Consider the following 13066-nt stretch of genomic DNA (forward strand, 5'->3'; position numbering starts at 1 on the left):
TTCATTTCTTCATCGAATATAATGTCCCTAAAAGGGCAAGCAATAGGTGAAAGATGCCTTTTTGCAAACACCAAAAAAGAACACCAAGGCATTACTCAGTGTCCCTTTAAACAACACAAAGCAAACCTCCTTTCAAAACGCTGATGGGGTTAGCTGTCGGACTCGGGCCTTGAAAGTAGCCCTACCCTCTAACGAAGGATTCACCCCAAGTGCCAAGCACAAAAATGGGTCCCCCACTTCTTCATGAATTAAGCGATATAAGGTATGATTTAATGTAAACATTAAATTGATAATAGCTACTATACTCCCGGAAAAACCATTTGTAAAGATAAAATTGGTAAATTAATAGAGGGCCTATCAGACAGAGGGCTCTTGATCAACAGGAGATTCGATGTCGTCCCGGTAGGTATCGATATATACTCTCCCATTAGCCGCCAGGACAGCATAGACCACTTCACTAAGGTGGAGACCCCGTTTTTTCACTTCAGATTCGACCCAGCTGGCTTCTAAGTTATTCTGTATGATATTGCTGTGAACAATGCAGCCGTCCATAACAAGCTCAACTGGAAGCTTTTTCTCAGGTTGAACAGCTAATGACAAATCCTGTTTGACAACATTTCGATATTCAGGCTTTTTCAGTACAGTCAACGTTCCGTTCGTTTCAATCACCGCGAATAAAACCTCTTCAATATTGAACACGTCTTTTTCTCTTAACTGCTGATTCAAATAATCTAGTGTATAACGCATTTTCTCCATGTTGTTTTCTAATATTTTTCCGTTCTCGATTACCACTGTCGGATCGCCCGCAAAAAGCTTTCTCGCTTTCCTGTTTTTAAGTGAAATAAAAGCAATACAGAAAACAATTAAAGTAAACTCAATGAACGAAAGAGCTAAATAATGGGCTTTTAAAGAAACATTAAAGGAAAGGTTGGCAATAATAGCACCCATGGTAATGGAGGCAATAAAATCAAAGTAAGTCATCTTGGAAATCGTCTGTTTCCCTAAAAATCTGGCTGCTGCAAACAACATAAAAAAAGCGAACATCGTCCGCAAAAGAACTTGTAAATACTCTGGCATGCTTTTTTGTCCCCTTCTCTACTGGTTACAAACGTTAAGCGTCTCCTTTCACAGAGTATGGCCAAGAGCCGCAGCAGATATTACTTCAAAGAAAGAATCGTTCTTTTCATATCAGGCAAAATCAAACATAAACATCCCGAAGGCTCGGGAAGCCTTCGGGATACAGCAGCAACTATAAATGATCGCGGCTAAAATCGCACTTCTCCAGCGGCACAACCTTTGTCTTTTTCATCACCTTGTAACCAATCCAAAGAATAATGAACACTGGAAGGCTAATATATGAAACCAGCATGCCGTACCAGTTAATTCCTTCCCCTGAGATGACTCCGCTCCCTTGTCCTATAATAACAATAGAGCAAAGAATTAAAGTTAACAGAGGACCAAATGGATACCACTTCGCTTTAAACTTCAAGTCATTCAAATCCCTGCCTTGTGCTACATAAGCTTTGCGAAATCTGTAGTGGCAAATAGCAATGCCGACCCATGTCAGGAAGCCGGTTAAGCCTGTCATATTCAACAGCCAAAGATAGACAACCCCATCACCGACAAAGGAAGAAAGGAAAACGATTAACCCAAAAAGAATGTTGGCATAAAGCGCATAGATCGGCACGCCCTTTGCATTGATTTTGCGCAGAAACTTCGGCGCCTTTCCTGATTGCGCCAGCGCCCACAGCATACGAGTAGAAGCATAAGTCGCAGAATTGCCGGCCGATAGCACAGATGTCAAAATAACAGCATTCATCAAGGAAGCCGCAAACGCCAGACCGGCTTTTTGGAATACTAGTGTGAAGGGGCTAATGGTAATGTTATCGACATCTGATTTCAACAGGCTTGGGTCCGTATAAGGAACAATCAGCCCTATAACGAGGATGGAAAATACATAAAAGATAAGCACTCGCCAAAATACGCTGCGAATCGCCCGGGGCACATTTCGTTCGGGGTCTTCGCTTTCGCCGGAAGCAATACCGACCATCTCCGTTCCTTGAAAAGAAAAGCCGGCAATCATAAAAATCCCGACAATGGCTAAAAAACCTCCTTTAAAAGGAGCTTCTCCCGAGGTGAAATTCGCAAAGCCGGCTGTAGAGCTTGTAAATATCCCGAAGATCATCAGAACCCCGACAATTAAAAAGACTATAATCGTGATCACCTTGATGCCGGCAAACCAGAACTCCGCCTCTCCATATCCTTTAACAGAAAGTACATTCAACAAGAATATTAAACCGAGGAAAATGCTTCCCCATAACAGGTCTGAAGATCCCGGCAGCCAATATTTCATCACCAATGCACCAGCAGCCAATTCTGCAGGAATGGTAGTGGCCCAGCTTAGCCAGTAATTCCACCCGAGAGTAAATCCGAATGCGGGATCAACGAAGCGGGTGCCGTATGTTTCAAATGAACCGGAAACCGGCAAATAGGTGGCCATCTCTCCAAGGCTGGTCATTAAAAAATAGACCATGCAGCCAATAGCGAGATAAGCAGCAAGAGCCCCTCCTGGTCCCGCCTGGCTGATCGTTGCGCCGCTCGCCACGAATAAACCGGTCCCGATCGCTCCTCCGATGGCAATCATCGTTATATGGCGAGAGCGTAAGCCTCGCTCCAGTTTTGCATCTGAATGTGCTGAAACATGTTCGACAGGCGGTTTGATCTCTAAATTGCTCATGAACTCCCCTCTTTTCTTGGAGTATTCCAACTTAATTAATTTGAATTTTCTGTAAAATAAAAAGATACTGACTGCCAGACGACAAGCATTTTCTAGCTTTTTGCAATGGTTCGTTCCGGCAAAGATGTACCGGCTTCCCTTTTGCCCATCCCCAGCAGTCTGCAAATAACTTCATTTGTAATGTTTGGCACCATCTCTGTCGAGTATTTCAGCTCCATCCGCTCGTATCTATTATGGGCATCATGGCCGTAGGGACCGATATTGATAGCCGGTACATTAAGCTCCTGAATCGCCTGATAATCCACGTAGTGCTTTGTTCCCCAGCCGGGGTTGTTAACGCTGGCCGCCTGAATCCCTTCTTCATTGTCACTTAAAGCCACGCAACTCATGTCACAAACGTACGGAAAGTAATTTTTTGTCACGATAGGATGAGGATAATAAGGCTGAACAGATTGAACAGCTTCCTCTAATGCCAGCAGCAGATTTTGTTCATATTCGTTTTTGCCGGTCAACTCTATGCGCGGAGAATAAAGAGATGAATAGAATAAAATGATCGCCGGGCTCTTATCATTCATCCAATTCCATTCTTCTTCTACAACCTTTGCTGCAAACATGCGCATATCTAATGTGCGATCCAGCAGCAGTTGTTCCTTAAACGTTTTCATGTGCTCAATAAAGGGCTTTCCATGCTGCTGGATCAGCTGCTTCTGCATTTCCTCATAAACAAGAACTCTCGATTGCCAAGGCAGTTCCTTATAAGGCTGCCCGCTTAGTTTGCAATACGTTTGGTGCCGCTCTCTCAATTGAGCTAAAGCCCGGTCAAAAGCAATTTCAGCTTGCTTTTTCAGTTTCTCCAAGACATCCTTTGGCGACCAGGATTGGATAAAAAAATTAAAATAGACATATGCAGACAAGGCCGTTTGTATGGTATAGGCAGGCTTGAAGTCCGTCTGCTTGAGGGAGACTGGCGGCATAGGCGTCTCTCCTAATGATTGATCGCACAGCTCAGGATTATAGCTAATTTGGCTTGTTAATTCTGCCGCTATATAGTTGGGGTCTAATCCTTCAAAGCAAGAACCCGCATGAGTCTCAGCCCCTGTAATAAAAAAGGACGGAAGCAATTTTCCAACTGTCCCTTTGTAGATGTAGCGATTGGTGTCTCCCTCAAAACGGGGAGCGACAAAATCAGAGTTGATGAGAGCCACATAGTCAAATTGATGCTCCACTTTCCATTGTTTTAAATTTTTCAGAGCGGATAACACGCCATGAGAACTGTCTTCCTCATCGCATTCAGCTAATAAAACGAGGTTCCCAGCCAATTCCTCTGGGTGATCAGAATAATATTTCAATAGATAGAGATGGCTGGCCACACCGCTTTTCATATCTAATACCCCCCGGCCGAAGTGCCAATCACTTGAATTTAAATGCGACTTAACCAGCTCAGGAAGCTCTTCATCCGATAATGCCTCCATAAGCTGATCCGGAAAGCAGGCTTTGTCTTTCAAGTGCCCGTAGTCCTCCACGCCGACTGTATCGGTATGCCCCATTAAAATGACTGTTTTATTGCTTTTCTCCTTTGTGCCTTTCACAAACGCCAGTATATTGTAGCGCTCGATTTCGTCATTATCTGTTCGTGACTGAATAAGATAACTCGGATTTTCTTGAAAGTAAGAAAACGAACGGATCAGCTGATACAAGCGATTGGCAATCGTCACTTCGCCTTTTGTATTGACAACGCTTTCAATTCTAACGAGTTCATCAGTTAAGTGTAAAACTTCTTTCCGGCAGGATAACATTGTTCACACGCTCCTTCTCTACCATTTAAATCGTCTCAACTTATAATACCTGCTGCAAAAAGCGGCGGGTTCTTTCTTCCTTAGGATGAGTAAAGAATTCAGTCGGATGGCCTTCTTCAATAATTTTTCCGTCAGCCAGCATGATCACACGGTCAGCCACTTCACGGGCAAATCCCATTTCATGCGTGACGATTACCATGGTCATTCCTTCTCTTGCCAGGCCTTTCATCGTTTCAAGGACTTCGCCGACAAGCTCCGGGTCCAGGGCAGATGTCGGCTCATCAAATAGCATGACAGCCGGCTCCATTGCCAGTGCACGGGCGATCGCTACCCTTTGTTTTTGTCCGCCTGATAATTGTTCCGGATAATCATGCGCTTTATCGCCTAATCCTACTTTTTGCAAAATCCCCATTGCTTGATCAATAGCCTCTTGCTTCCTTTTCTTTTTAATATGAACAGGTGCCTCAATAACGTTAGCCAGCACAGTCATGTGGGGAAACAAGTTAAAGTGCTGAAACACCATTCCCATGTCTTCGCGTACCTTGTTGAGATTGGTTCGGTTCACATCAATGGCTTGTCCTTTTATTTCAATTTGTCCGCTATCCTTTAACTCAAGGAAATTAAGGCATCTCAATAAGGTGCTTTTTCCGGAGCCGCTTGCCCCGATTAAAACAACCACTTCTGATTGATCGATTTCAATAGAAATATTCTTCAGCACCTGCAAGCCATTAAACGCTTTGGATAACTGTTTTACCTTGATCAAATGGTTTTCCTCCCTTGCGCCTGCTTCCCTTGCTTGTATCTAATCTTCCTTCAATTTTGTTGAAAATGACGGTAAAGATAAGCACAAGAACCAGATAATAGATTCCGACCACAAAATAAGTTTCAAATGGCATATAGTTTTCAGCCTGCGCAGAGAGCGCTTGGTTGAACAATTCCGTCACAGCGATGTAGGCGACGAGGGAAGAATCCTTTAAGCCGATAATGAACTGGTTGCCTAATGCAGGAATGGCTCTTTTAAAGGCTTGAGGCAAAATGATTCTTCTCATAGAAAGAGCGTAGGGCATTCCTAAGGAACGGGCCGCCTCCATTTGTCCGCGGTCAATGGATTGGATAGCACCGCGGAAAATTTCCGCGATATAAGCGCCGGAATGGATTCCTAAAGCGATGGCTCCCGCAGTAAAATCTGTTAATACAAAAACACTGGATATGCCATAGTACAAAAACATAAGCTGTACAATTAACGGCATGCCCCTTACTAAGAAGACATAGATATCAGCCAGTTTTTCAAGAATGAACACGTTGGACACCTTGAAGAAAGCAAAAACCAAGCCGATAGCCATCGCAATGAGCAAAGATACAGCGGTGAGTTGCACAGTGATCACCGTAGCTTTTAAAAATTCGAGTCCGTGTGTTTGAAAAATAGACATCATGCTTGTGATGGCATTCAAGGTTACCCCATCCCTTCATTTAAGCTCACTCTCATCAACTATCTCCGCTGTTTACTTTTCCAAAAGGTTGACCCCAAACCACTTTTCACTGATTTTTTTATAGGTGCCGTCTTCAACCATGGAGGCGATGGCTCGGTTAATCTCAGCTAAAAGAATGGGATTGTCCTTATTCACAGCAACAGCAATGTTTTCTTGTTTCAGCACCTTATCTACCGGTTTGATCTTTAAGCCGGCTTCTTTCATCGCATGAATGCCTACAATCTTATCCGTAATCACCGCATCAACGCGTCCAGGTTCAAGGTCCTGCAAAGCGTATACATCACTTGGGTAACTCTTGATATTTTTCGTATATTGCTCCGCATCTTGCTGATATGTGCTCGATTGCACAACTCCTATCTTCCGGTCTGTCAAGTCCGCTTTTTTCCCCAGGGATTGGTTTGATTCAGAGACAAAGATCTGCGCGCCGGAAATATAATAAGGGTCTGAAAAGTCCACCTGCTTTGCCCGTTCTTCCGTAGCGGTCATGCTGCCGATGATAGCGTCATACTTATTTCCTTTTAAGCCCTGCAAGATGGTTTCCCACGGGTTCGTCACCGGATTGGCTTCTAGTCCTATGCGTTTGGCGATCTCCTTTCCGATCTCAACATCAAACCCTACCAGCTTGTCATTTTCTTTATAATTTAATGGCTTTAATAACCCGCTCATAGCAAACGTCAGCTTTCCTTCTTTCACCAGCTTGATCTCTTTTTCGTTTTCTGTTGCTTTTCCGGATGTTTGATCCTCTTTCGATCCGCAGCCGCCTACTACTAAAAGAAGAAATGTGCCTACAAGTAAAGCAAAGGACCATATTTTTCTCATTATCTGCACCTCTTATCAATAGGATTGAATGAACTTTACCGTTACTTTACTTAAAAAACAGTAGATAAGAAGGCAATCAAGCTTGCACTTGATTGCCCGTTCAGTTAAATACGCTCTGGCTGTTTCGTCTTCTTTTGGTAGGCTCTCCATGTAATGCACCATTTTTCGGGATGATCAAGAAAATCCTGTTCATCTAATTTGTGAATCGTACTGTTGTAAGGCGCATCTTGAACAATCTCCGGATTTTCATAGGCCTCTTCCGAAATCTGCTCAAGCGCCGCAATATACTCATCCAAATCCGCTTTTGAATAGCTTTCAGTCGGCTCAAGCGTAAATGGCTGCGGCACGATATACGGATGGTGACTCGTCCAATAATGAAGGCCGAAGTCTGTCATACGTCTTTGCACATCTTCTGTCGTTATACCCGTTTCTTTCGTCATTTGCTCCCAGCTGTAACGAACCTGTTCAAGCCGCTGGCCCTTCACATAAGGAGCGCTTGCGCCGCGAATCTTCTGTATTTTGGAATACAGATAATTATTATTGAGGACCGCTGTTTGTGCTACTTCCTTTAAACCGTCCGGCCCTAATGCACGAATCCAGGCATATGACCTCAAAACAGTTTGGGCGACTCCGTGGAAAGCACGAACTTTGCCGATCGACTGCGGAAGGTCTTCATTTAAGTAATACTTCTCGCCGTCAAACTCGACAATCGGGGCAGGCAAGAACTCTTTTAATTCCTCAACAACACCAAGTGCGCCTGTCGCCGGTCCTCCGCACATATGCGGAGCGGCAAATGTTTTATGGAGATTAAAGAAACACATGTCAAAGCCCGCTTCTCTTGCACGGGTGATTCCCAAAAGGCCGTTGGCGTTCGCTTGATCGTAATAGCATAGGCCTCCCGCTTGATGAACAATATCAGTAAATTCTTTGATTCTCGGATTATAGATGCCTGTATCCTCTGGATTTGCTACGACAAAGCCGGCTGTCCGTTCAGACACCGCCGCTTTTAATTTCTCGATGTCAGGGAACCCCTCTTCATCAGGATGCAGTGTAATTACTTTAAATCCTTTCACTGCGGCAGTGGCCGCTTGGGAAGGATGAGAAAAGATCGTTGTGATGATTTCATTTCTTTGTTCTGCTTCTCCGCGGGATTCATGATATTTTCTGGCAATGGAGGCCATGGCAAATAACGCCTGAGTGCCGCCGCTCGGCTGGAAAGAAAAGTGATCCATCCCGGAAATTTCACGCATACACACATCCAGGTTATAAATAATTTCAAGCATGCCCTGAACAGTGCTCTCATCTTGAAGAGGGTGCAATTCCATTATTTTCGGGTTGCGGACCAGCAGCTCATTGATTTTGGGAATGTACTTCATTGTACATGTTCCCTGGCCAATCTCGACATTGAAATCCGACCCCAGCGTTTCTTGAGAAAGGCGAACATAATGTCTAAGTACCCGGGCTTGGCCGATTTCTGGAAGATTCGGCTTTTCCTTTCTCAACATGCCCTCAGGAATAGCGGAAACCCCATTGCCTACCTCAGCCGCCACCGCTTGATCGGAAAGCGGAATATCAACTCCTCTTTCTCCTTTTTGATGCAATTCAAAGATAATTGGCTCGTTCCACTTTGCCTGATGAAAATCTCTTACTTTGTTTTTTCTCTGGATTCTTTCCATTTGCCAGCTCTCCTTTCCCCGTAAGGGATTTAGTTCGTCACTATTTCTTGTAAGGATGTAATTAAATGGTCAATATCATCCTTCGTATGAACTTCTGTTACACAGTACAAAGCGGATTGCCCGTATTCCGGAAACTCTTTCGATAAGTCCTTTCCTCCGAAAATCTTTTGATCTAATAATTTTTTATTAATGGTTTCAACTGAAAGCCCTGTATCATTAAAATCAATAATAAATTCTTTAAAGAAAGGAGAAGTCAACCGCGAGCCTTTCACACCTGGAAGTTTATTCAGCTGCTTAACCGCATATTGGCTATTTTGCATAATGGTTTGCCCTAACTCATACATTCCATTCGGTCCTAGCAAGGATAGATACACACCGGCCGTGATCCCCCACAATGCCGTTTGCGTCCCGACCGATTCTTTCCCTTTCTCCCGTAAAGCGAAAGAAGTTCGATCATAGGCCACATCGCCAAACCCGTATTCGCCTTCCTTCACAGTCGGCACAATGCCAAACAACCGGGAAGGGTATTCGTTGATAAATTTCTCTTCATCCCTTGTTGCGATAAACCCCGCTTGTCCGCCGCTGTAATTCATATGCATGCCCAGCGGCTGCAAGTCACCGCAAACAATATCGGCACCATACTGGCTTGGCGGCGCGAGCACGCCTAAGGAAATAGGGTCTACCCCGACAACAAGCAACGCTTCATTCTCTCGGGCCACCTCCGAAATTTCCGCTCCTTGGGATTCAATAAAGCCCAGATAAGAAGGATTTTCAAAGTAAATAGCCGCCGTTTCATCAGAGATTTTTGCTTTTAAATCCTTCATATCTAGCAAACCTGTGTCCTTTTCAAAGTCTACAAAGTCAAAATCAAGCTCCGGTGATCCGTAATTAACGATAATCTTCATTCTTTCCGGCGACACTGTGCTCGCTAACAGGATTTTCCTTCTTCCTGTGAGGCGGGCTGCCATTCTTATAGAGGTGGCTGCTGCCTGCCCCCAATCAAATGTCGGTACGTTGACTACGTCCATATCGACGAGCTCTGCCAATAAACTTTGATACTCGAATAAGGCCTGATAGCGGCCGTGGTCCTCGTAAGGCTCTCCGGCATAGGCTGTGAGAAATTCGGATCTTTGATTTACTTCATCGCACACAGCCGGCACAAAGTGCTGCCAGCAGCCGGCTCCCAAGAAGTTGATGTATTCATCAGCACTGACGTTTTTGTTCAGCAGTCCTTCTATATGACGTCGCAGCTCATATTCTGTTAAGGCTTTAGGGATATTCATTTCATTCTTAAGATGAAGCTCTTCAGGAATACATGAGTAGAGCTCCATAACAGAAGGAACGCCAATCTCCTTTAACATGTCTTCTTTAACCTCGGGCACCATATTCGGTATGTAAGGATGCACCTTATTTTTCATCGTAATACCTCCTAAAAAGATTTTTGTCGTTAAGCTAAACCGCCTCCATCAACGACTAGCTCTGTCCCGGTGATCCAAGCAGACAGATCGCTGGCCAAAAACAACACGCCTTTAGCGATATCACGGGGGGTGCCGATTCTGGCTAGCGGACGGTCAGTGGCTGATCCTTTAAGAAAATCCCCTTCATCCACTTGCAGCTGCTTTGCCTCATCCCGCAGCAACGGTGTATCCGTGTCGCCTGGACATAGGCAATTTACCCGGACATTTTCAGGACCATGATCAATGGCCATTGCCTTGGTTAAATTGACAACACCCGCTTTGGCTGCACAATAGGCAGCTGCTTTATCCCCTCCCTTTAACCCCCAGCCGGAACCAGTATTAATGATGCTTCCGCCGCGATCCTTATCCATAAGAGGGATCAAATGCTTGGAGAGAAGATAGACGCCCTTCAAAGAAACATCGATCACCGCATCCCATTCTTCTTCCTCTAAGTCGACAACTGTTTTTCTTCTGATGATCCCTGCATTATTAAAGAGCACATCGACGTGCTGATAGGTCTCTTTAATATAGCGAGCCACCTCCTCGCAATCCGATTTGCTTGTGACATTGCACCTTCTAAACTCTGCCTGAAACCCTCGCTCACGAATCTCTTGTACAGCTTGATTTCCTTTTTGTTCATCGATATCCAGAAGGAGCACACTAGCTCCGACTTCCGCAAGCAGTTCTGCTGCTGCATATCCAATCCCTGATGCAGCTCCCGTCACAACTGCCACTTTATTCCTTAATTGAAAATAGTCTTTTTCCAACACATGACCTCCTTTATTGTTTTGCTAACTATATTGCAATAAGCGTGCCAAATTGAGGAGACAGCAAAAATGATAGTTTTTAGCTTTTTCTCTAGTTTGGTTTTTGACAGAAATGACAATACCTATTTGTTCATTGACAATTTTGAATTTTCGAAATTATAATCAGAAAAAGCATTCTTGGCTGAAGTGATTCACTAAAAATGATTGAAGAATCAGGCGGATTTAAAATAAGGGGGGGGTTTTGGTGTCTTCAGTTAACGCAGTGGCCGCAGTTATTCAAACGTTTTCCGAACTTTTGCAAATTGAAATTGCTTTTTTCAACCAGGAAGGGATGTTAACCGCCTCAACAGCAGAATACAGAAAAAGAAAAGGAAACCGGGTTCATTTGCCCTTCTTCAAAAAGTTATATAAGCACCCGATCAGCTTTATTCAAAAGCCGGGACATATGAAGATGTGCCAAGGGTGTCATTTTCAAAAAAACTGTCCCTCCACCGTTGAAATCGTCCGCAACATCGTGGAAAACGGTAGACATTATGGGTATCTTACATTTGCCAGCTTTTCACTAGATGGACAAAACGAATTAATGGACAAGCAAAAAGAGTACAGTTATTGGATGTCACAACTAAGCCAAACGATCATGCACATTCTTCATGCACTAGGCGACTTTCAATTAGTATCAAAAAAAGAAAAGGAAAAGACGGACTATATTCTTGGAAACAACAAGGCATTAAATGATTTAAAGGAGCTGCTGAAGAATCTGGTCAACAGTTCTTCCTCCATTGCAATCACAGGAGAAACAGGCACTGGAAAGAGCTTACTGGCCAAGCTGATTCATGAACAAAGCATCTTCCGGAAAGGAAACTTTATCGAGATTAACTGTGCGAGCATTCCAGAATCCTTATTTGAAAGCGAACTATTCGGTTACGAGGAAGGAGCGTTTACAGGGGCACGCAAAAAAGGCAAACCAGGTTATTTTGAACTGGCCGACAGGGGAACTCTTTTCTTGGATGAGATTGCTGACCTTCCTTTATCCATGCAGCCCAAGCTGCTCAAAGTCCTGCAGGATGGAATCGTACAAAGAATTGGAAGCACGATTTCCAAAAAAGTAAATGTTCGCGTCATCGCGGCAGCCAATCAATCGTTGGAGCATTTAGTAGAATCCAAGCAATTCCGCTCGGATCTCTACTACCGGTTAAACGTAATTCCTATACATTTGCCGCCTCTGCGTGAAAGAAAAGAAGATATCGCTGAAATTGTTCCCGTATTGATGGAGAGATTACAGGATAGAACAGGAAAATTCATTCAAGGCTGTGAACCGGAGTTTTTAAAAAGACTAAAGCAGCACCACTGGCCTGGAAACATTCGGGAGTTAGAAAATGTTCTGGAATACAGCATGAACATGGAAAGGGGCCAGCAGCTGACGATTTCGTCCCTGCCTGCCGCTTTCAAAGAAGCAACCGCGAGCCATCCTTGCTCTCCAAATGAAAAGCAAGGATTTAAACAAATGGAGAAAGAAATGCTGATTCAAAAACTGAATCTCTATGGCTATGATCACGAAGGGAAGAAATTAGCTGCAGAAGATTTAGGAGTAAGCGTCAGAACAATCTATAGAAAAATTGGCCAATTAGACATCCCGATACCAGTTAAATAGAGTATGAAGCCGTTTCATTTTCTTCTTGAATGGTACAAAAAAAGTCGAAGAGTAGCGCGTAATTGCGCTACTCTTCGACTTTTTCATCGTTCAGCTTTTCATAATCTTCATGTTTCATTGTGTCTGGATCTCCTTGTCCTGCATAACCTGCAAATGTTGCTTTTTTGTCCTTGGTTATATAGTATACATATTGATTTTCAGGTTCATCTGTATATGCGACATAAGCATAATGTAATAAATAATTTTCGCCGCCTAAGGGATTATCATTGAAAAAGGTAATCTTTTTTATATCAGATTTCTGGAAAGCTCTTTCCTCATATAGGTACTCATTTAAAGCTTTTTTTGCAACTATTTCTTCATTCTTCACCCTGTGATCCCAGTAAACATAATAAACTCCTAAAGCCATCAATAATAAGATGAAAACACTGAGAAAAATTTTCTTTGCCATTTAGCTAAATCCCCTTTTAAGATACGCTTCTTACAATTATATGAAAAAATATAATAATTAGGAAGCGAAAAGCACGAAATGGCGATGTATAGAGAGGAATGATCCTGAAGTGGATTGTCCTGCCTATAGATAGTTCCGAACTATCGTATGAGACTGCCGTTTAAAAAAGTGCAAACCAAGTTTTGCACTTTTTTATTACCAGCTATTCAACTGAAATTTCCTGAT

Annotated in this window: 11 protein-coding genes and 1 riboswitch; of the genes, 1 reads left to right on the forward strand and 10 read right to left on the reverse strand. The window is 43.5% G+C overall.

Features of this window, described 5'->3' with window-relative positions; genetic code table 11:
• Positions 1-124 precede the first annotated feature (124 nt).
• Positions 125-265, reverse strand: a riboswitch (cyclic di-AMP (ydaO/yuaA leader).
• Positions 266-357: 92 nt separating this feature from the next.
• From B1A98_RS10010 to B1A98_RS10050, 9 genes are all read right to left on the reverse strand, one after another.
• Entirely contained in the window at positions 358-1077 is a 720-nt protein-coding gene (locus B1A98_RS10010) for a DUF421 domain-containing protein (protein WP_063384973.1), read from the reverse strand.
• A gap of 172 nt (positions 1078-1249) precedes the next feature.
• On the reverse strand, positions 1250-2737 hold the full coding sequence (locus B1A98_RS10015) for an amino acid permease (RefSeq protein WP_063384972.1): 1488 nt from the start codon (positions 2735-2737) through the stop codon (positions 1250-1252).
• Positions 2738-2829: 92 nt separating this feature from the next.
• Positions 2830-4533: a M20/M25/M40 family metallo-hydrolase gene (locus B1A98_RS10020; RefSeq protein WP_063384971.1), complete on the reverse strand. Its 1704-nt coding sequence runs from the start codon at positions 4531-4533 to the stop codon at positions 2830-2832.
• A 40-nt stretch (positions 4534-4573) separates the two neighbouring features.
• Positions 4574-5296, reverse strand: a complete 723-nt coding sequence (locus tag B1A98_RS10025; RefSeq protein ID WP_063384970.1) for an amino acid ABC transporter ATP-binding protein — start codon at positions 5294-5296, stop codon at positions 4574-4576.
• On the reverse strand, positions 5262-5966 hold the full coding sequence (locus tag B1A98_RS10030; protein WP_169713111.1) for an amino acid ABC transporter permease: 705 nt from the start codon (positions 5964-5966) through the stop codon (positions 5262-5264). The genes B1A98_RS10025 and B1A98_RS10030 overlap by 35 nt, the downstream gene beginning before the upstream one ends.
• A gap of 69 nt (positions 5967-6035) precedes the next feature.
• The gene (locus tag B1A98_RS10035) at positions 6036-6842 is read right to left on the reverse strand and encodes an ABC transporter substrate-binding protein (RefSeq protein WP_063384968.1); all 807 of its coding nucleotides are present in this window, start codon (positions 6840-6842) and stop codon (positions 6036-6038) included.
• A 104-nt stretch (positions 6843-6946) separates the two neighbouring features.
• Positions 6947-8518 carry an aminomethyl-transferring glycine dehydrogenase subunit GcvPB gene (gcvPB, locus tag B1A98_RS10040; RefSeq protein ID WP_063384967.1) on the reverse strand — a complete coding sequence of 524 codons (1572 nt, stop codon included), beginning with the start codon at positions 8516-8518 and terminating at the stop codon, positions 6947-6949.
• A 29-nt stretch (positions 8519-8547) separates the two neighbouring features.
• The gene (gcvPA, locus tag B1A98_RS10045; RefSeq protein ID WP_063384966.1) at positions 8548-9936 is read right to left on the reverse strand and encodes an aminomethyl-transferring glycine dehydrogenase subunit GcvPA; all 1389 of its coding nucleotides are present in this window, start codon (positions 9934-9936) and stop codon (positions 8548-8550) included.
• A gap of 29 nt (positions 9937-9965) precedes the next feature.
• Positions 9966-10742: an SDR family NAD(P)-dependent oxidoreductase gene (locus B1A98_RS10050; RefSeq protein WP_063384965.1), complete on the reverse strand. Its 777-nt coding sequence runs from the start codon at positions 10740-10742 to the stop codon at positions 9966-9968.
• 244 nt (positions 10743-10986) lie between these two features.
• On the opposite strand from B1A98_RS10050, the gene B1A98_RS10055 reads away from it, so the two are divergent.
• A complete protein-coding gene (locus tag B1A98_RS10055) occupies positions 10987-12393 on the forward strand; it encodes a sigma-54 interaction domain-containing protein (RefSeq protein ID WP_082821747.1) in 1407 nt (468 codons plus the stop codon).
• Between the two features lie 67 nt (positions 12394-12460).
• Here the strand turns inward: B1A98_RS10055 and B1A98_RS10060 are convergent, their stop codons facing one another.
• Entirely contained in the window at positions 12461-12841 is a 381-nt protein-coding gene (locus B1A98_RS10060) for a DUF3139 domain-containing protein (RefSeq protein WP_063384963.1), read from the reverse strand.
• Positions 12842-13066 lie beyond the last annotated feature (225 nt).

Origin of the sequence: Pseudobacillus badius (assembly GCF_002189605.1) — a bacterium.
In the GTDB taxonomy this organism is placed as follows: domain Bacteria; phylum Bacillota; class Bacilli; order Bacillales; family Domibacillaceae; genus Pseudobacillus; species Pseudobacillus badius.

What these genes read in the sequence shown, in the direction of transcription:
- B1A98_RS10010 (WP_063384973.1), bottom strand. Translation starts at nt 1,077, where the DNA reads ATGCCAGAGTATTTACAAGTTCTTTTGCGGACGATGTTCGCTTTTTTT.
- B1A98_RS10015 (WP_063384972.1), bottom strand. Translation starts at nt 2,737, where the DNA reads ATGAGCAATTTAGAGATCAAACCGCCTGTCGAACATGTTTCAGCACAT.
- B1A98_RS10020 (WP_063384971.1), bottom strand. Translation starts at nt 4,533, where the DNA reads ATGTTATCCTGCCGGAAAGAAGTTTTACACTTAACTGATGAACTCGTT.
- B1A98_RS10030 (WP_169713111.1), bottom strand. Translation starts at nt 5,966, where the DNA reads ATGATGTCTATTTTTCAAACACACGGACTCGAATTTTTAAAAGCTACG.
- B1A98_RS10035 (WP_063384968.1), bottom strand. Translation starts at nt 6,842, where the DNA reads ATGAGAAAAATATGGTCCTTTGCTTTACTTGTAGGCACATTTCTTCTT.
- gcvPB (WP_063384967.1), bottom strand. Translation starts at nt 8,518, where the DNA reads ATGGAAAGAATCCAGAGAAAAAACAAAGTAAGAGATTTTCATCAGGCA.
- gcvPA (WP_063384966.1), bottom strand. Translation starts at nt 9,936, where the DNA reads ATGAAAAATAAGGTGCATCCTTACATACCGAATATGGTGCCCGAGGTT.
- B1A98_RS10060 (WP_063384963.1), bottom strand. Translation starts at nt 12,841, where the DNA reads ATGGCAAAGAAAATTTTTCTCAGTGTTTTCATCTTATTATTGATGGCT.